Source organism: Nonomuraea sp. NPDC050556 (assembly GCF_044457355.1).
Classification (GTDB): Bacteria; Actinomycetota; Actinomycetes; order Streptosporangiales; family Streptosporangiaceae; genus Nonomuraea.
Map to the genome: position 1 here is coordinate 1 of NZ_JBITGU010000002.1, position 18,143 is coordinate 18,143.

The window sequence follows — 18,143 nt, forward strand, 5'->3', positions numbered from 1 at the left end:
ATCATGCACTGGCTTTTAACACACTGTTGAGTTCTCAAGAAACGGACGCGTACACCCGCTAACCGATCAGGTGGCATTTCGTTCCGTTGTGTCTCAATCTTACGCGATTTGCCCGATCAGTGTCAAATCCGGAGACTTGCTACAAACCGGTCAAACCTACCTAGGATTTCGACCACCCCGCTTCCGGGGCAACCCTCACAACCTACCGTGTCATCCGACGCTTGTCGAATCGGCCTGCTGAGAGGGGGTTCGCCCTGAGGCCCGTCCGCCTTGTCAGGCGTCCGGCTCGCTCCCGGGGCGTAGTGAACAGTAGGTGCACACGGAGCAGCCGTCAAATCAAGAACAGAAGGGAAATCCAGCTTTTCTTTATGCCCGCAAGATCACGCTTGTCCTATCTTGCCCCAAGTGACTATTGCCGCCACAACTGCCAGACCAGCACCGAGACGCCTCACCCGCCCCATCTCCCCCTGGTGGGCATCGCTCGTAGCCGGCCTGTTAGCGCTCAGCGGCACCGGATCCGCCACCCTCAACGGCGACGAGCTCGCCACCCTCAGCGCCGCAGCCCGCTCCATAGACGGCCTCTTCGAGCTCTCCCAGAACATCGACGGCCACTTCCTGCCGTACTACCTCTTCATGCACTTCTGGGTGAAGGCAGGCACGGCCGAACTCTGGCTCAGACTCCCCTCGGCCATCGCCATCGCCGTCGCCGCCGGTTTCCTCGGCGACCTGGGCAGGCGGCTGCACAGCGCGCGGGCGGGCCTCACGGCCGGCGTCCTGCTCGCCGTACTGCCCTCCGTGTCCTACTACGGAGCCTTCGCCCGCCCCTACGCGTTCGCCGCCGCAGCGGTCGTCGTCTCCTTCTGGGCGCTGCACCGCGCGAAGGAAAGCGACAGGTGGGTCCTCTACGGCGTCACGGTCGCGCTGGTCGGGTGCACGCATCTGTTCGCCGTCCTCGTGCTCCCCGCACACCTCGTCGTGGGCCGCCTGCGGGCTCTGCCCGCGCTGGCGGCCGGTTGCGTCCCCGCCGCCGCCCTGGCGATCCTCGGGTACGGCGAGCGCCACGCGATCAGCTGGATCCCGCAGAAGGGTCCGGACGTGCTGCTGAAGTTCCCGAAGATGGCGGCCGGGGACATGGGCGTCGGGCTGCTGCTCTTCGCGGCCGCGATCGCCGGGGTGGTGCTGCTGGTCAAGCGGGACAGCGAGTGGGCGGGCGCGTTGCTCGGGTGGCTGGTCCTGCCGCCGCTCCTCCTGCTGGCCGTCTCGCACCTGGTCACCCCGGTCTACGTGGACAGGTACCTGTTCGTCACGGCCCCCGCGCTCGCGCTGGGCGCGGCCCTGCTCGTCGCCGACCGGCTCTGGGCGGCGATCGCGCTCCCCGTGGTCGCCGCGGCGATAGCCGTACCGGCTCATCTGGACGTCAGGGAGAGCAACGGCCGGTTCGAGGACTTCCCCGCGGCCATCGCGAAGATCACCTACAGGCACGGGGACGCCATCCTGTACGGGCAGAGCCCGCTGCGCGCCGGGTTCGAGTACTACGCGCCGGGCAAGCTGCCCGACGACGTGCTCAGGCTCAGCAGCTCGCCCAGCCCCACCGGCTTCGGCTTCCCGGAGAGCACCGACGTGCTCACCGCCATCGACGCCAGGAAGCGGCTCTGGGTGGTGTGGCGCGGAGCCCGTACGGCGGGCCCGAGCCTGCCCGTCTACAAGGCGGCCACCGAAGCGGGGTTCGCCCCGGCCAGGACCTGGCACTCCGCCGACCTGCCCGGACTGACCGTAAGCCTGCTTATCCGCCCATGAGTGGGTATTAGCCACATGTGACCGATCAAGCCGTTCCCAGAGCTGTGATCGTGCTGGTCGGTACGGCCGGCGCGTTCGTGACGCTGTTCGGCATGCGGGAGATCGCCTCGATCCTCGGCCCCATCGTGCTGGCGCTGGTGCTCGTCATCGCCGTCTCGCCGGTGCGCTCCTGGCTGGGCGAGCGCAGGGCTCCCGCCTGGCTGCAGGTGGCCGTGCCGTTCCTCATCGTGGTGCTGGTCCTGCTGGGGATGGTGGCGATCCTCACGCTGTCGGCCACCCAGCTCGCCTCGATCCTGCCCGGCTACTCGCCGCAGTTCCAGCGCCTGGTGACACAGGCGCAGCAGCTCGTCACCGACCTCGGGGTCAGCAACGAGCAGCTCAACAAGGCGATCCAGTCGTTCGACCCGGGCAAGCTCATCGGCTTCGCCCAGGGGCTGGCCACGGGGCTGCTCGGGGTGCTGTCGAGCCTGTTCCTCATCGTGGTGCTGCTGCTCGCGATGTCCCTGGACGCGCCCGTGACGGCGCGGATCATCAACGCGGGCCGGGAGCGCAGGCCGCAGATGGTGACGGCGCTGGCCACCTTCGCGAGCAAGACGCGGCGCTACCTGATCGTGTCGACGGTGTTCGGGCTGATCTGCTCGGCGCTGGACGTCACCGCGCTGTACTTCCTGAGCGTCCCGCTTCCCCTGTTGTGGGGGGTGCTGGCGCTCATCACGAACTACATCCCGAACGTCGGCTTCGTCCTGGGGCTGATCCCGCCCGCGACGCTCGCGCTGCTGGACGGCGGGCTGAAGCAGATGATCCTCGTCATCGTCGCTTACATGGCCATCAACGTGGTCATCCAGTCGTTCATCCAACCCAAGTTCCTGGGCGACGCCGTCGGGCTGTCGACGACGATGACGTTCCTGTCGCTGATCGTGTGGGCGTTCGTGCTCGGCCCGCTCGGCGCGTTGCTGGCGATCCCGCTGAGCCTGCTGACCAGGGCGTTGCTCATCGACAGCGATCCGAGCGCGGGCTGGGCGGCGGCGCTCATCTCGGGAGAAGACCCCGTTCCCGAGCAGCGCTGACGGCTCCCGTGCGGTTGTCGACGTCCAACTTCGCATAGATGTGGACGAGGTGGGACTTCACCGTCGCCTCGCTGATGAACAGCTCGCGGGCGATCTGCCGGTTGGACCGCCCGAGGGCCACCAGGGCAACAATCTCCACCTCTCTGGACGAGAGCCCCGGTGAGCGCATTCTGCGCACGAGCCTGGCGGCCACCGGCGGAGCCAGGACGATCTCCCCGCGCGCCACGGCCCTGATGGCTCCGAGCAGCTCGTCCGTCGGGGCGTCCTTGAGCAGGTAGCCCGCGGCCCCCGCCTCGACGGCGGCCAGGATGTCGCCGTCGGTGTCGTAGGTGGTGAGCACGAGCACCCGCTGCGCGAGCCGTTCGAGCACCTCGACGCCGGACAGGCCTGGACCGAGCCGCAGGTCGAGCAGCACGACGTCGGCCAGGGCCGCCAGCTCCAGCGCCGCCTCCCCCGACCCGGCCTCGCCGACGACCTCCAGGTCGGGCTCGGCGTCGAACACCGCGCGCAGGCCGCGCCGTACGACGGGGTGGTCGTCGACGATCAGCAGGCGGATCATGCCGCGACCGGGAGCGTGATCGCCAGGGCCGTGCCCTGGCCGGGCGCTGACTCCACGCACACGCGCCCGCCCAGCTCGGCGGCCCTGTCGTGGATGAAGCCGAGGCCGTTGCCCTTGGCGGCGAGCGGGTCGAAGCCGCGGCCGTCGTCGACGATGTCGAGCGCCACCTCGTCCTCCATGTAGGTCAGCGTGAGCCCGGCGCGCTCGGCGAAGGCGTGCCTGGCGACGTTGGCGAGCCCGCTCTGCGCCATCCTGAGCAGCGCGATCTCGGCCCCTCTGGGCAGCGCGTACGGCTCGCCGTCGAGCTGGAAGTGCACCCGCTCGCGCTGGCAGAGCCGGCGCAGCGCCTCTTCGAGGGAGGCGTCGAGCGCGGGCGGGGCCAGGGCGTACACGAACCTCCTGGCTTCGGCGAGATTGTCCTCCGCCGCCTGGAGCGCCTCCTTCACGTATCCGGAGGAACCGTCGGCGCGCAGCAGCAGGACGATGCTCGACAGCCCCTGCGCGAGCGTGTCGTGGATCTCCCTGGCCAGCCGTTCCCGCTCGGCCAGCACCCCGGCCTCGTGCTGGGTCTCGGCGAGCTCGGCCCGGGTGCGGGTCAGCTCGGTGACGAGCGCCCAGAGCGCCTGGTAGCCGAGCGTGGTGAGGATCGCGACCAGCGCGCCGACGGCGGGACCGACGAGCTGGGCCAGCTCGAACCGCCCCTGGTGGACGGCGAGCGTCACGACGACGGCCACGGTCAAAACCATCACAGCCGGTACGGCCAGCCGCATCGGCAGCAGGTGCAGCCAGAGGAAGAACAGCGGAAAAGCGAGCCACACGAACACGGGGCTGAACAGGCACAGCGCCAGCCATCCAGCCGTGACGGCGCCGAGCCAGACCCGCCCTTCGACGAAGGAGCCCGCGGCGTAGACGGCGCCGAGCGCCAGCCCGCCGCAGGCCAGGCCCAGCGAGCCCGCGCTGGCGACGGCGATCGCCAGGAGCGCGGCGAACAGGCCGTGCAACCCCCATTTCACGAAACGCATCTCCCGCATGCCTTCCAGCGTAGGAGCGGCTGTGACCTGCGCATCCATCCTTTGGTTGATCCTCGTCCCATCATGGGAGCGATGCCCGGGACGAGCGGCGATGAGCAGACTCACAGGGTGTTCATCGCAATCAGAGATATTCGTTATGCCAAGGGGCGGTTCGCCCTGATGGCTGCGGTCGTGGGGTTGATCACGCTGCTCGTGGTGCTGCTGTCCGGTCTGACCGCCGGGCTGCGCTCCGCCAGCGTGTCCGCGATCGAGCATCTTCCCGCTCAGAGCCTGCTTTTCGGGTCGAAGGTGTCCTTCGGCGAGAGCGTGGTCAAGGCCGACAGAACCAGAGGAGAGCCGCTCGGAGTCACCCAGACCAGGATCAAGAACGGCGAGGCCATCACCGTGTTCGGGGTCGAGCCCGGCTCGTTCCTGGCTCCCGGCAAGCTCGGGCCAGGAGAGATCATCGTGTCACCGGCCCTGGATCTCGCCACGAACCAGCGGGTCACACTCGGAGCCGACGAGTTCACCGTGGTCGCACAGGGGCCCGACGACTCCTTCAGCCACACGCCCGTCGTCTGGGCCACGCTCGACGACTGGCGCACGATGGCCCACGCCGAGCCGGGCACCGCGACCGTGCTCGCGCTCGAGGACGCGAGCGGCGTGTCGCTCTCCGACTCCCTGGCCGGGGTGGGCGGCTTCAGCTCGGAGAACTCCTCGCTGCTCACCATGCAGGGGTTCCTGTTCGCGATCTCGGCGCTGGTCATCGGCGCGTTCTTCACCGTCTGGACCGTCCAGCGGCAGGGCGACATCGCGATCCTCAAGGCGCTCGGCGCCTCGGGCCGCTACCTGCTGCGCGACGCGCTCGCGCAGGCGCTCATCGTGCTCGCCCTGGGCGCCGGGCTCGGCGGCGCGGTGGGGATCGGGCTCGGCGCGCTGGCCGAGCGGGTCATGCCGTTCACCGTGTCGGCGCCGACCACGCTCGTCCCGGTGCTGGCCATGATCGTGCTCGGAATGGCGGGGGCCGTGCTGGCCGTACGCCGGATCACCTCCGTCGACCCGCTGATCGCTTTGGGGAGCGCCAGATGAGCCTGGAAATGAAGGACGTGTGCCTGACCTACGCGGACGGCGAGGACCGCCTGGTGGCGCTGGACCGGGTGTCGCTGCACGTCGCGGCGGGTGAGCTCGTCGCGGTCGCTGGGCCGTCCGGGTCGGGGAAGTCGAGCCTGCTGGCCGTCGCGGGCACGCTGCTGCGTCCCGACTCGGGGACCGTGCGGATCGGCGGCGTGTCCGTGGGCGAGCTGAGCGCGAGCGAGCGGACCACCCTGCGGCGCGACCGGATCGGGATCGTGTTCCAGCAGGCCAACCTCATCCCGTCGCTCACGGCCGCCGAGCAGCTGACCGTCATGGACCACCTGCGCGGGCGCCCGCACGCGGCGACCGACCTGCTGGCCGCGGTGGGGCTGGCGGGCAAGGAGCACCGGCGGCCGCACCAGCTGTCCGGCGGCGAGCGGCAGCGGGTGAACATCGCGCGGGCGCTCACCGGCTCCCCCGACGTGCTGCTGGTCGACGAGCCGACCTCCGCGCTCGACCACGCGCGCGGCGCGGAGATCATGGCGCTGATCGCGCGGCTGTGCGCAGAACGGTCCGTGGCGACCCTGCTCGTCACGCACGACCTGGCCAACGTGGGCCACGCGCACCGGGTGGTGGAGATGCACGACGGCGTGCTGACGTAGCGTTGGTTCCATGTACGGCGAGCATCCTCCACCGCCCGGGCTGGCCGGTCGGGTCGCCTGCCTGTGGCACCAGACGACCTCGGCGGACGGCACCCACCTCGTGGTGCCCGACGGGTGCGTCGACCTGATCTGGGGGCCGACCGGGGTGCACGTGGCCGGGCCTGACACGGGTCCGATGCCGACGCCGATGCGGGTCGGCGACACGTACGCCGGGGTCAGGTTCCTGCCGGGGGCCGTGGGCGAGGTGTTCGGGGTGCCGGTGGAGGCCATGCGCGATATGCGGGTCCCGACCTCCGACCTGCCGTCTCCGTGGCGGGAGATGGCCGAAGAAGGTGGTGCGGGGATCGAGGGGCGGGCGCGTGTCCTCCTCACCGCGGTGGAGAAGCGGCTGCGGGAGACCGGTGCGCCTGATCCCGCGGCAGGGGCGATCGCCGCGGCGTTGCGCCGGGGGGTGAGCGTCCGTGAGGTGGCCTGGGATTTGGGGTTCAGCGAGCGGCAGCTGCACCGGCGGAGCGTGGGGAGCTTCGGCTACTCGCCGAAGACGTTGCAGCGGATCGTGCGGTTCCAGCGGGCCCTGCGGCTGGCCAGGGCCGGGGTGGGGCTGGCCGAGGTGGCAGCGGAGAGCGGGTACGCCGACCAGGCGCACCTCGCCAACGACGTGAAGCGGCTGAGCGGGGTGCCTATGACGCGGCTGCTAGGCGACCGTACGCCTGAAGGGTCCTGAGGGCGCCCAGGGTGAGGTGACCGCCCCATTCGTGGGCGACGACCGGGGTCCAGGACAGGAAGTTGGGCTTCCAGCCGCCGTCTTCGGGCTGGTCCTCGATGAGCGCGTCCAGGTGCCGGTCGAGGATCTCGTCGGTGAAGAGCGGCAGCGGGCTCGGTGCTGGGGCGAAGTCCAGGGGGAAGTGCACGGGGCCCTCGGCCGACGGGTCGAGCGTGACGGTGCCGAGGATCGCCGGGCGGATCCTGGCGAACTCGGCTGCCGCGCGGTCCCGGTCGGAGACGCGTTCCAGGAACGTGAAGAGCGCGCGGGCCTCGTACGGGGTGGTCTCGGTGGTGATGCGGGCGATGGCGTCCCAGCAGAAGTCGGTGGCCGGGCCCAGCCAGGGGTGCTCGACGCCGTGCTGGTGGAGCAGCCCGGCGATGGACGCCGTGGGGATCAGGTGGGCGGGCGGGTCGTCGTCGCTCTGCCACCAGGGGGCGCGGGGCATGTCGCGCACGCTGGGGAGGGCGAACGGGACGCCGCCCTCCTTCGTGGTGATCGTCTCCAGGTGGTCGCAGGCGGAGACGACCATCGGGTCGTCGAAGGCGCCGAGCTCGTCCAGCACCCGGAAGGCCATCTCGACGCCTTCCGGCTGGCTGGCCGTACCTCGGAGGTCGGGCTCTATGGCGTTGCCGAAGCCGCCGTCGGGGTTCTGGTAGGCGCGCAACACGTGCAGCACCGGCTCCCTGGCCGCGCCGTGGAAGAGCGCCTCGAACCTGAGGCGGTCCAGCAGGCGGGCGTTGAGCAGCAGGTATTGCTCGGCTCTGGCAAAGGCTTCCGCGGTCAGCTTCATGTGTCCGACGCTACCCACCCGCGACGAGCGGGTCTTGCAGAAATCGGTCAGGCCAGGGCCTCCGCCGGGGAAAGCCGGGCGGCGCGGATGTCCGCCACGAGCAAGGATTACCCGTGCCACCTCAAAGGAGGATCGAAGCGATCACTTCATCCGGAAGACCGGCCCGCGCGGGCGGAAGGGCAGCGCCGCACCTGCCGGGATGAGGAAGGCGTGCTCGCGCCTGATCCTGACCACGTCGCACTCGCCGTCGGTGATCACCAGGATCGGCCCGTCCGCCGGGAAGTCGTCGGCGCGTTCCAGCAGGTTGACGCCCGGCTGCAGGATCGTGCCGCCCCTGCCGCGCACCCTGACCTTGCGCGCGATGTCCTCCACCGGCAGGTACCCGGCGTCGTAGGCGGCGGCGTCGCAGAAGACGACCCTGGCCTGGCGCACGTCCCTGGAGACCGCGTAGGAGGCGATCGCGCCGAGGGCCTTGCCGAGCAGCTTGACGTCCATCGAGCCAGAGGTGTCCAGGACGACGCCGAAGGTGGCCAGCCGGACGACCTCCTCGGGGCGGATCCAGCCGGGGCGCGGGATGTCCGGGCTGGACGCCTGGCGGCGGGAGGCGCGCGCGTAGGAGCGCCGGCGCTCGACGGCGGGCACGTGCTCCTCGAACCAGCGGGCCAGCTCGGCGTCCCAGGCCAGCGGCGGCTGGTCGAGCGCGCGGATCTCCTGCTCCAGCCCGGCGGGCACGAAGCCGCGCCCGCTGCCCCTGTGGTACTCCAGGCCCTGGCACAGCGCGTTGCGGTAGTAGTCGTCCAGGTCGACGTAGCGGCCAGGGGCGCCCGGGCGCGGCAGCGGCCGGTCCAGCAGGTCGCCCTGGCCGCGCCCGCGCAGGGTGGCCACCTTCCGCATGCGGCGCAGGTCGGTGACGATCCGCTCGTAGACCGCCTCGCCGGACAGCCCCTTCAGCTCCGGGTCGTGCAGCAGCCCCTCCGGCATCTCGCCGACGCCCATCTCGACGAGCCACCCGTTGATGACGTAGTCACAGGCGACGTTCCAGATGTACGGATCACGCCCCGCGAGGCGCTCGCCGTGGCGCAGGGCGGCGTGCAGCATCTCGTGGGCGAGCACGAACCGCCACTCCTCGACCGCGAGACCGGCCAGCGGGTTGACGTAGATCTCCGCCGCCTCAGCGTTGACGGCGGCGATCGAGATGTCCCAGCTCCTGGCCAGGTCGACGTCGGCCACGACGGTCATGCCGGCTGCGAGCGCGCCGAGCAGCGGGTAGGAGGAGACGAACCAGCGCAGGGCCACGTCCCACGGCCCGTCGGGGCGCTTGTCCTTGGCCACGCGCGGGGTCCCGGCCACCTCCAGGGCGTCGGTGGCCGAGGCGGCGACCCCGACGGCGAAGTCGCGCTGGAAGTCGTGCGGCTTCTCCTCGGCGCTGAGGAGGAAGTCCGCCTCGCCCACCGGCGCGAGGGCGAGCGGGATGCCGAGCCTGCGCCAGCGCTCGGAGAGCGTGACCTCGTCCTCCGCCGGCAGCTCGACGGGCAGCGGGTCGGGCGAGCGGCCGATCTTGAGCGTGGCCAGGAAGCGGTCGACGGCCAGGCAGCAGGCGGCCCTGTACGCCACGTCCGGCACGAAGCCGCTGTGCCAGTGGCGGCGGGACTCGGCGCCGACGTCCTTGGGCGCGCACAGGCGCGGGTCGGTGTGGCCGAACCCCAGGTGGAGCAGGACGTGCGCGAAGACCCACGCCCACTCCTGGGCGTCCGCCCTGCGCTGCGGGTGGTGGACGACCCTGCCGTCCGGCCAGACCACCGCCCACGTGTCGTGGGACAGCTCACCCTTCTCCGCCACTTCCAGCGAGCCGTAGAACGCGCGGAAGAGCGGCTTGGCGGTGACCAGGTGCCACCCCTTGTGCACCTCGGCGCGCCAGGGGTCGACCTTGTCCTTCTGCTTCCTCATGACCGCGCGGCCGCCAGCCTGGGCAGGTCGCGGCCGACCTCGACCAGGAACCAGGTGGGCAGCACGGGAGCGCCGTCGGCGTCGTTGGCGATGACGAGCTGCGCGCACTCCAGCGAGATCTCCGCCAGCTCGACCAGCAGCGTCTTCGCCCGGAACGCGAGGTCACGCCCGCGCGCGGAAGCGCCGCGCTTGTCGGCGGGCAGCTCCTTGACCAGCCGGGCGCGGAAGGTCTCGGCCAGGAAGTAGAGCAGGTCGCGCTCCTCGACCGCCCTGGGCCACGGCGCCTCCCCCTTGAGGACGGCGTCGAGGTCGTAGGCGTGCCGTACGGTCTTGACGTAGGCGCGGAAGGCCGAGGCGTGCTGCACGGTCAGCGTGCCGAACGCCAGCGTGGCCAGCGTCTCGTCCTCGATGCCCTCGCCGTACGACTTCATGACGTCCGAGAGCATGTGCCAGGCGCGCGGCGAGGAGAACGGCTCCTCGGTCTTGGGCGGCGCGCTCCACAGGTGGTCGGGGCGCTGCACCAGGTAGTCGACGATCCACGGGTGGATGTCGTTGGACGCCGCCCACTTCAGCCAGTCGTCGGCCGAGGCGCGCAAGTGCACGTGGACGAGGCGGTTGACCAGCGCGGACGCCATCGGGCGGGCCAGCGCGTTGTCGGTGGCCCTGTTGCCCGCGCCGATCACCACGGAACCCTCGGGCAGCTCGTAGGTGCCGATCCTGCGGTCGAGGATGAGCGAGTAGAAAGCCTTCTGCACCTCGGGCGAGGAGGCGTTGAGCTCGTCGAGGAACAGGCAGTAGGGCTCGTCGCGGGCGATCGACTCCGGCGGGGCGAACCTGCTGCGGCCGTTGACCAGCTCGGGCACGCCGATGAGGTCCTCGGGGGCGAGCTGGGTGCCGAGCATGGTCACGCACTCCAGGCCGAGCGCGTCGGCGAACTGCCTGACCAGCGAGCTCTTGCCGATGCCCGGGGCGCCCCACAGGAAGACCGGGCGCACGACGGCGACGTGCAGCAGCACCTCGGGGAGCTGCGCTGGGGTCACGGTCACGGTCGCCTGCATTCCATCAAGCGTACGAATCAGCTGGTAAACCGCATCCCAATTAATCGCGTTGCGACGAGACGGACCGTTCCGTAGGGTCGTCCTCATGTGTTGTTGCTTCTTCTCCGTACGCATCCGCCGCAGCCGGGCTCTGGCTCGCTAGCGGACAGCTAAAGTCGCGCTGGCGCGCCCAGGGCCCTTCGAGACCTTCTTTCTCTCGAGGACCCGAAAGGGCAGCAGCTGTGGCGCAGTCATTCGCACACGGAAACTACTCACACACCCAGAAGAAGAACGCCCAGGCCAAGGGCGGCGGCAGGACGCCGCGCGACCGGGCCAGGCGCGAGCTCTCGCAGAACTTCCTGGTCGACCGGCACGCCGTGGACCTGGTGGTGAAGGCGGCGCGCCCGCGCGGCCTCGTCCTCGAACCGGGCTCAGGCGAGGGGGCGCTCACGGTCGCCCTGGCCGAGGCCGGTGCGGACGTCGTCGGCTACGAACTCGACCCGCTGCTGGCGGCCAAGCTGAAGGCCAGGACCGGGCTGAAGATCGTCAAGGGCGACTTCACCGCGGTCCGGCCGCCGCGCGAGCCGTTCGCGGTGGTCGGCAACATCCCCTACTCGATCACGTCGAAGATCGTCTCCTGGTGCCTGAACGCGCCCGAGCTGACGTCGGCGACGCTGGTCACCCAGCTGGAGTACGCGCGCAAACGTTCCGGCGACTACGGCCGCTGGAGCCTGGTCACGGTCGAGAGCTGGCCGTGGTTCACCTGGGAGCTGGCCGGTCGGATCGGCAGGGAGAGCTTCCGCCCGGTGCCGTCCGTCGACTCGGCGGTCCTGCGCGTGGAACGGCGGCCCGAGCCGCTGGCGGGCAGCGGTTACCAGGACCTGGTGGAGCTGGGCTTCTCCGGGATCGGCGGCTCGTTGCACGCGTCGCTGTCCACCGCGTACGACGGGGTCGGTGCGGCCTGCGCGGCCGCGGGGATCGCCCGCGGCACGGTCGTGGCGTTCGTCCACCCCGACCAGTGGCTCACGCTGGCGGAACGCCTGCTCCGGTGAGCGGGCGCACCCGGGGGTCGAGGGCTCCCGGGTGCAGCGCTCCCTTGGAGACCATGCGGCCCCACGGCATCGCGGCGACCAGGATCGGCAGCAGCACGATGGAGGCGCGCGACCAGTCGGCGTGCAGCAGCCACCAGGGCGTGTCGCCGAACTGTGTCATGTACAGGTAGCCGTAGCCGGCCCAGACGGACACGCCGATGATCGCGGGCCACGCGAACCGGGTGGGCCTGGCGACGAGGAACGGCATGAACCAGGTCAGGTACTGCGCGCCGAGCCGCGGCGTGACGACCATGAAGATCAGCAGGATCGCGATGGTCATGTCGATCGGATCGGCCCTGCGCCACAGCAGGATGACCACGATCACGCTGAGATAGATGAGGTAGGTGCCGAGCGCCGCGCCGAAGGCCCAGAGCTCCCAGTTGCCGCCGGTGAACCACGGCGTCCAGCCCCACTCGCCGACGATGGGCCTGATGCCGCCCATCTGCCTGATCACCTCGGGGATCTGGTTCAGCGCGGTGCCCGCGAAGATCGGCAGCGTCACCAGGAAGAACACCGGCACCGCGCCGGTGAACACCAGCGCCGCGATGCGCGAGCGCAGGTTGGGCAGGAGCAGCAGCATGCCGGGGATCAGCCAGATCGGCCAGCTCTTCGCGGTCAGCGCCAGCCCCATGAGCACCCCGGCGAAGACACCGCGCACGATGGTCTCGCGGTCGACGGGACGCAGCGCCCTGCGGAGCATCGTCACCGAGCGCCGGGCCGACCCGCCCACGCCGTAGGCGGCCAGCCCGCTGCGCGCCTTGGCGACCAGGTCGGTGGCGATGCCGGGACGGTCGAGCGAACCCCGGCCGCGCGCCACCACGAAGGCGGCCACGCCGAAGGCCAGGGCGACCGGCTCCACCTGGCCGTGGATGCAGGCGATCATGATCACGAGCGGGTTGAGCGCGTACTGGAACGCGCGCAGCCCCGCCTTGGGCCCGCCCGCCAGCTTGGCGACCAGCGGGATCAGCGCGATGTCCGCGATGACGGTGACCAGGCGGCCGGCCCACTCCCACGGGATGCCGAGCCACATCAGGCCCGCGTACATGTACGGGATCATCGGCAGGAAGTGCCAGCCGCCCTCGCTGCCGAGCACCGGGTCCTGCCCGTTGAGCACGGCGACCGCGGCGGGCTTGAAGCTCTCCATGAAGTCGACCGGCTGCCACGAGTCGATCGCCGAGGTGTACATGATCAGCACGCGGACGGCGATGCCGACGAGGATCGCCGTGGTCAGCGAGGGTCGCCAGTCCCGCCACTGCGCGAGCAGGGCGAGCAGGACACCGATGACGAGGACAGCCCCCGTGAGCATTGCGTAATCCATGACGCCAACAAGCCTGCCGTATCACCCTGAGTGCCTGCCACCTGGGTGGGGCGGGTCGTAACACGAAAGACCGTAGCGGTCTGTGTTCAACTTGTTCCATGGGGGGATCTCTGGTCAATCAGGCACTGGTCAGGCACTATCTGGAGGCAAAAGACCGGTTTCGTGACCCTGTGTCCGCCTGGGCGGAACTCACAGGAAATCCTGAGGTCTACCAGCGAGCCCGCGGTCAGCGGCCCGTGCCCCTCGACGACCTGACGGCGGCCGAGCTGGTCGCGGCCGCGCACGTGCACACCGTGGCCGTGCACGGGGCCGATCGGGTGGCCGCCGTCTCCGGCTGCTCGCTGTCCGGATTCGTGGCCGGGATCGGCGGCGCTGTGCTCAGCGAGCAGCCCGTCGCGCCCGCGCAGGTGCTCGGCGCCGGATTCACCGGCCCCGACCCCGAGGACCTCACCCGCGCCGCGTACATCCTGCTGTGGGGGCAGATGCGCTTCCCCGGCGCTCCCCTGGTGATCGCCGGGCGCTACAAGGGGCAGAAGGTCGTGGCGATCGGCCAGCACCCGACCAGGCTGTCGGACGAGACGCTGGTCGTGCGGGGCGGCACGGACGCCGCGCTGGCCATGGCGATGGGGCACGTGCTGCTCAAGGAGTTCTACGTGGACCGGCCGGTCTTCGTCGACCACGCGCTGCACCGCACCGACCTGCCCTTCCTCGTACGGCTGCGCGAGCGCGGCGGCGCCTACGTGGTGGACCGGGTGCTGGACGTCGGCGACGGCGAGCTGACCTTCTACGAGGGGGGCGCGTTCGTCGAGGTGCTGCTGCCGCGGTTCGACGAGGGGCCGGGCGTGCTGCGGCGCGGGGTGCCGATCGGGCGGGTGGACGACGACGTGGTGACCACGGTGTTCGACCTGCTGCTCGCCGTGTACGGCGTGGCCAGGGAGGGGCTGCCCGGCCACTGGCCGGACGGCTACGACGACCGGCGGGAGCCGTACACGCCCGGGTGGCAGGAGGCGATCACGGGGGTCACGGCCTCGCGCGTCGTCAAGCTGGCGCGGGAGTTCGGGGTGACGGCGGAGAAGACCGGCGGGCGGTGCATGATCATGCCGGGGCACGTGGAGACCGCGCACGCGGACACCGTGCACCGGGCGCAGCTCGCGCTGCTCGTGCTCGGCGGCTGCCCCGGCGGGTGGACGCAGCCGGTCGCGCCCGGCTCGATCCAGGTCGACCAGTACCTCTATCTCCACACGTCGCAGGACGACGCCGAGGACGTGGGCGGGCTGAGCTGGGCGCTCGGCGAGGGGGTCTTCGCGGGAAGGTCGCCGCGTTCCATGCTGGCCGAGGCGGTGCGCAACGGGCTGCCGATGGCGCCGCAGCCCAAGGTGCTGACGCTGTCGCGGCCCGTCGAGCGGCTGCCCGGCGGGCTCGACCTGCTCGTCGGGCCGAGCGAGTTCGCCGACGTGTCGCTGCCCGACCCGCGCCTGGTGGCCGAGCTGTTCGCCAAGATGGCGATCGACCACCTGGACGGCGTGCCCGGGCCGGCGCACGAGCCGCGCGAGCCCGGCGGGCGGGCGCGGCTGTTCGCCGACCACGACTGGATGCGGGAGTGCGGCGAGGCGCTGCCGACCTACCGGCCGCCGGCGACGGGTCCCGCGGTGAAGCCGACGGTCATGGTGAGCTGGTGACCGCCGCCTGGGCGTCGACGATGCCGAGGCCGAGGCGCGGGTCCTTGTTCGGGTTGCGTGCCGTACGCCGGATGGCCGCCATGGTCTCGTCGGGCGACTTGCCCTGGCCCACCAGGAGCGCGGCCAGCCCTGCCACGTACGGCGAGGCCATCGAGGTGCCGTCGAGCATGCCGTACCCGCTGCCGTTCTTCAGGGTCTCGGGCGTCTTGTAGGTCGGCAGCGTCGACAGGATGCGGACGCCGGGGGCGGAGACGGCCTGGTCAGCGCCGAAGTTGGAGAAGTCGGCCGGCTTGCCCTGCTGGTCGCTGGCGCCGACGACGAGGACCTGCGTGGTGGGCTTGTAGGGCTGCTTGGCCGTGCCCTCGTTGCCTGCCGCCGCGACGACGACAGCGCCCTTGTCGTGGGCGTACTGGATGGCCGGGTTCAGGACGCCGCCCTTGAGCAGGCGCGACATGAGGCCGGTCTCGCCGAGGCTCATGTTGATCACTTTGGCGCCGTTGTCTGCCGCCCACTTGATGCCCTTGACGATCGTCGCCTGGTCGCCAGAGCCGACGGTGCCGAGGACGCGGACCGGCATGATCATGGCGTTGGGGGCGGCGCCCGCGATGCCGACGCCGTTGTCGGTGACGGCGGCCGCGATGCCGGCGACGTGGGTGCCGTGGCCGTTCTGGTCCATGGGGTCGTCGTCGCCCGCGACGAAGTCGTACCCCTTGACGATCTTGTCCTTGAGGTCGGGGTGGTTGGTGTCGACGCCGGTGTCGATGATCGCGATGACGACGTTGTCGCCCTTGGCGGTCTGCCACGCCTGGGGCAGTTTCATGGCGGGGACGGCCCATTGCTGGGGTTCCAGCGGGTCGGGTTGCTCGGTGCTGCAACCTGCCACGATCAGGATGATTGCCACGGAAAGTATGCGTTTCACTACTCAAGGTTACGATCACGCTTCGGCTACGGGCCGAACCTCGAGTTCTGGCGAGCCGTCGCTAGGGGTATGCGACGTCTCCTCCCTCTTGTGGTGTCCGTCCTGCTGCTGACCGGGTGCGGCGGCGGCCGGATCGTCGACAGCGACCCGTATCCGGCCGCCTCCCGTGGCGGCCAGCCTCGGACGTCGGGGCTCTCCGCGGGGAGCGTCGACGACAACGCACGGTTCCGTGAGTACCTCTCCTATCTGCGCGAGGTCACCGGCGTGGCGCATCCGGTCGACGTCTCCTCGCGGCGGGTGGTGACGGTGGTGGACTCCGCTGGGCGGCCGCTGCCCGGGGCGGTGGTGCGGCAGGGGGCGTTTGAGGCGCGCACCTACGCTGACGGGCGGGCGCTGGTGTACGGGCCTGGCGAGGTCACGGTCGAGTACGGCGACGCGGTCGTGAGGGCCGCTTCCACGGGGAGCACCACGCTGCCGGTGTCGCGGCCCGCTGGGCGGCCTCGGTTGCAGGTGCTGTTCCTCATCGACACGACGGGGTCGATGGGGGATGAGATCGAGCGGTTGAAGGCGACGGTGGGGGACGTGGCGTCGCGGATCGGGGCGCTCGGGGAGCTGGAGCTGGGGATGACCCTCTATCGGGATCGCGGGGACGAGTACGTGGTGCGGACCACGGACTTCACGGCGTCCGTCGAGTCCTTCCGGTCGTCCTTGAGTGAGGTGACGGCTGACGCCGGGAGTGACACTCCGGAGGACGTCAACGCTGGGCTCCACGCGGCGCTCGGGGCGTCTTGGCGGGCCGAGGCGGTGAAGCTGCTGTTCCTCATCGGCGACGCGCCGCCGCACCTGGATTATCAGGACGGGGTGGATTATGTGGTTTCCACCCGTGAGGCCGCCCGGCGGGCGATCAAGATCATGCCTGTCGCGTCGTCCGGGTTGGACGCCACGGGTGAGTACGTGTTCCGGCAGCTCGCGCAGCAGACGATGGGCCGCTTCACCTTCCTCACCTACGGGCCGGACGGGAGGAGCACAGAGCACCACGTGTCGGACTACGCGGTGCTCGCCCTGGACGACCTCATCGTCCGCCTGGTGAAGGAGGAGCTCAAACCCCTCACCTAATGGGAGCTACCGGGTCGGTTGTTCGGGCAGACTCGGTGCCTGGTAGCCGCTGGTGAGTGAGCACTGGTCCATTAGGTAGCCGACTGGGTCTCTGCGGGCTTCCGTATCCCTGTTGTCGATCTTGGAGGTTGTGGTGCTGTTCGTTGGGGATGACTGGGCCGAGGACCACCACGACATCGAGGTTCAGGACGAGACCGGCAAGGTGCTGAAGCGGGTCCGGCTGCCCGAGGGCGTAACCGGGATCTGACCCCTTGCCCCCTCCTCCGGAGGCCCTTGGTGTGGGCTTCCGGAGGAGGGGGCGGAGGGGGTCAGAAGCCTGCGGTGATCTTGGTGAACTCCCAGTCGGCCTGGGCGATGCCGGAGCAGTCCTCGCGGACTCCCCCACCCGGGCACGGCCGGTCGCGGTTGACGGACCAGAAGGCGAGCCTGGTCAGCCCCTTGGACAGCGCGTAGTCGCGGATCTGCGTCCACGTCGCCGGGCTGGTCTGCTCCTGCTGGTCCGACAGGCCGTTCATGCCCGAAATGCCCATGTGCGCGTACGCCTGAGCGTCCGTCCAGCCGTACGCGGTCTTGAGGGTGTTCTTCAGCCCCTCAGAGGCGTTGACGGTGCTCTGGTACATGTTCGCCCCGCCGCCGAAGTCGAACGGCATGATCGTGAAGTTGTCGATCGGCGTCCCCAGCTCCTTGGCGCGGTTGATCAGACGGGTCCCCCAGTACGTGGGCCCGGTGGTCGACGTGCCGAAGGTGACGACGATCTTGACGTTCGGGTTGCTGTTCCGCACGATCTGCAGGCCGTTCAGGATGCGGTCCTGCACGACCTCGCTCTCGAACTCGTCGGTGTTCTCGATGTCGAAGTCCACCACAGCGGGACCGACCGCGTTGATGACCTGCTGTACGGCTCCCGCGAACGCGGCGGGCGTCGAGCAGTTCGGGCCCAGCTTGTTGCCCTGCCACCCGCCGAACGAGATCTGCACGCTCCCCCCGGCGCCCTTGATCGCCGAGATCGCCTGCGCGTCCGCGCCGCCGGTCAGCGGCCGCTGCCCGTCCCACGCCGGGACGCACCCGCCGCTGGACAGGATGAACGCCATGGTGAAGGACTTGACGCCGGTGGCCGACATGACGGTCGTCGGCGACGGCGGGTTGCCCCAGCCCATGTAGAGGTACGGTGCGCCGGGCATGCGCCCGGTGCTGGTGCACCCGGTGGTGGTGGCCATCGCGTCCCTGCCCGCCGACTCACCGTTCGCGTTGTACGCCTTGACGGTGTAGGTGTGCGTCTGACAGGTGCCGAGCCCGCTGACGGTCGCGGACGTG

At 70.4% G+C, this 18,143-nt stretch carries 16 protein-coding genes; 8 read left to right on the forward strand and 8 right to left on the reverse strand.

Annotated elements, in window-relative coordinates:
- The first annotated feature begins 405 nt into the window (after positions 1 to 405).
- Entirely contained in the window at positions 406 to 1,797 is a 1,392-nt protein-coding gene (locus ACIBG8_RS18100; protein ID WP_397343961.1) for a glycosyltransferase family 39 protein, read from the forward strand.
- A 17-nt stretch (positions 1,798 to 1,814) separates the two neighbouring features.
- Positions 1,815 to 2,864, forward strand: a complete 1,050-nt coding sequence (locus ACIBG8_RS18105) for an AI-2E family transporter (protein WP_397343962.1) — start codon at positions 1,815 to 1,817, stop codon at positions 2,862 to 2,864.
- On the opposite strand, the gene ACIBG8_RS18110 is transcribed toward ACIBG8_RS18105, so the two are convergent.
- Positions 2,827 to 3,423 carry a response regulator gene (locus ACIBG8_RS18110; RefSeq protein ID WP_397343963.1) on the reverse strand — a complete coding sequence of 199 codons (597 nt, stop codon included), beginning with the start codon at positions 3,421 to 3,423 and terminating at the stop codon, positions 2,827 to 2,829. The genes ACIBG8_RS18105 and ACIBG8_RS18110 overlap by 38 nt on opposite strands.
- Positions 3,420 to 4,454 (reverse strand): sensor histidine kinase, encoded by a 1,035-nt coding sequence (locus ACIBG8_RS18115; RefSeq protein WP_397343964.1) that lies wholly within the window; start codon positions 4,452 to 4,454, stop codon positions 3,420 to 3,422. The genes ACIBG8_RS18110 and ACIBG8_RS18115 overlap by 4 nt, the downstream gene beginning before the upstream one ends.
- A gap of 108 nt (positions 4,455 to 4,562) precedes the next feature.
- Here ACIBG8_RS18115 and ACIBG8_RS18120 point away from each other — a divergent pair, with 108 nt between their 5' ends.
- From ACIBG8_RS18120 to ACIBG8_RS18130, 3 genes are read left to right on the forward strand one after another with little or no spacing between them, the layout of a single operon-like run.
- Positions 4,563 to 5,522 (forward strand): FtsX-like permease family protein, encoded by a 960-nt coding sequence (locus ACIBG8_RS18120; protein WP_397343965.1) that lies wholly within the window; start codon positions 4,563 to 4,565, stop codon positions 5,520 to 5,522.
- On the forward strand, positions 5,519 to 6,169 hold the full coding sequence (locus ACIBG8_RS18125) for an ABC transporter ATP-binding protein (protein ID WP_397343966.1): 651 nt from the start codon (positions 5,519 to 5,521) through the stop codon (positions 6,167 to 6,169). The genes ACIBG8_RS18120 and ACIBG8_RS18125 overlap by 4 nt, the downstream gene beginning before the upstream one ends.
- A 10-nt stretch (positions 6,170 to 6,179) precedes the next feature.
- Positions 6,180 to 6,893: a DUF6597 domain-containing transcriptional factor gene (locus ACIBG8_RS18130; protein WP_397343967.1), complete on the forward strand. Its 714-nt coding sequence runs from the start codon at positions 6,180 to 6,182 to the stop codon at positions 6,891 to 6,893.
- Here ACIBG8_RS18130 and ACIBG8_RS18135 read toward each other — a convergent pair.
- The 3 genes from ACIBG8_RS18135 to ACIBG8_RS18145 all read right to left on the reverse strand — a co-directional run bounded on the left by ACIBG8_RS18135 (position 6,850) and on the right by ACIBG8_RS18145 (position 10,730).
- On the reverse strand, positions 6,850 to 7,725 hold the full coding sequence (locus ACIBG8_RS18135; RefSeq protein WP_397343968.1) for a hypothetical protein: 876 nt from the start codon (positions 7,723 to 7,725) through the stop codon (positions 6,850 to 6,852). The two genes, ACIBG8_RS18130 and ACIBG8_RS18135, sit on opposite strands and share 44 nt — an antisense overlap.
- A gap of 141 nt (positions 7,726 to 7,866) precedes the next feature.
- Entirely contained in the window at positions 7,867 to 9,672 is a 1,806-nt protein-coding gene (locus ACIBG8_RS18140) for a hypothetical protein (RefSeq protein WP_397343969.1), read from the reverse strand.
- Entirely contained in the window at positions 9,669 to 10,730 is a 1,062-nt protein-coding gene (locus tag ACIBG8_RS18145) for an AAA family ATPase (protein WP_397343970.1), read from the reverse strand. Before ACIBG8_RS18145 ends, ACIBG8_RS18140 begins: the two co-directional genes overlap by 4 nt.
- Positions 10,731 to 11,068: 338 nt before the next feature.
- On the opposite strand from ACIBG8_RS18145, the gene ACIBG8_RS18150 reads away from it, so the two are divergent.
- Complete coding sequence (locus tag ACIBG8_RS18150; protein ID WP_397346137.1) at positions 11,069 to 11,761, forward strand: ribosomal RNA small subunit methyltransferase A; 693 nt, start codon at positions 11,069 to 11,071, stop codon at positions 11,759 to 11,761.
- Here the strand turns inward: ACIBG8_RS18150 and ACIBG8_RS18155 are convergent.
- The gene (locus ACIBG8_RS18155) at positions 11,733 to 13,106 is read right to left on the reverse strand and encodes a hypothetical protein (protein ID WP_397343971.1); all 1,374 of its coding nucleotides are present in this window, start codon (positions 13,104 to 13,106) and stop codon (positions 11,733 to 11,735) included. The two genes, ACIBG8_RS18150 and ACIBG8_RS18155, sit on opposite strands and share 29 nt — an antisense overlap.
- A gap of 182 nt (positions 13,107 to 13,288) precedes the next feature.
- On the opposite strand from ACIBG8_RS18155, the gene ACIBG8_RS18160 reads away from it, so the two are divergent.
- Positions 13,289 to 14,797 carry a molybdopterin-dependent oxidoreductase gene (locus tag ACIBG8_RS18160; protein ID WP_397343972.1) on the forward strand — a complete coding sequence of 503 codons (1,509 nt, stop codon included), beginning with the start codon at positions 13,289 to 13,291 and terminating at the stop codon, positions 14,795 to 14,797.
- Here ACIBG8_RS18160 and ACIBG8_RS18165 read toward each other — a convergent pair.
- Positions 14,781 to 15,716, reverse strand: a complete 936-nt coding sequence (locus tag ACIBG8_RS18165) for a S8 family peptidase (RefSeq protein WP_397343973.1) — start codon at positions 15,714 to 15,716, stop codon at positions 14,781 to 14,783. The genes ACIBG8_RS18160 and ACIBG8_RS18165 overlap by 17 nt on opposite strands.
- Positions 15,717 to 15,785: 69 nt before the next feature.
- Between ACIBG8_RS18165 and ACIBG8_RS18170 the strand changes: the two genes are divergently transcribed.
- Positions 15,786 to 16,832 (forward strand): hypothetical protein, encoded by a 1,047-nt coding sequence (locus ACIBG8_RS18170; RefSeq protein ID WP_397343974.1) that lies wholly within the window; start codon positions 15,786 to 15,788, stop codon positions 16,830 to 16,832.
- A gap of 308 nt (positions 16,833 to 17,140) precedes the next feature.
- Here the strand turns inward: ACIBG8_RS18170 and ACIBG8_RS18175 are convergent.
- Positions 17,141 to 18,143: chitinase (locus ACIBG8_RS18175; protein ID WP_397343975.1), on the reverse strand; the 1,003-nt coding region annotated here is incomplete at its 5' end.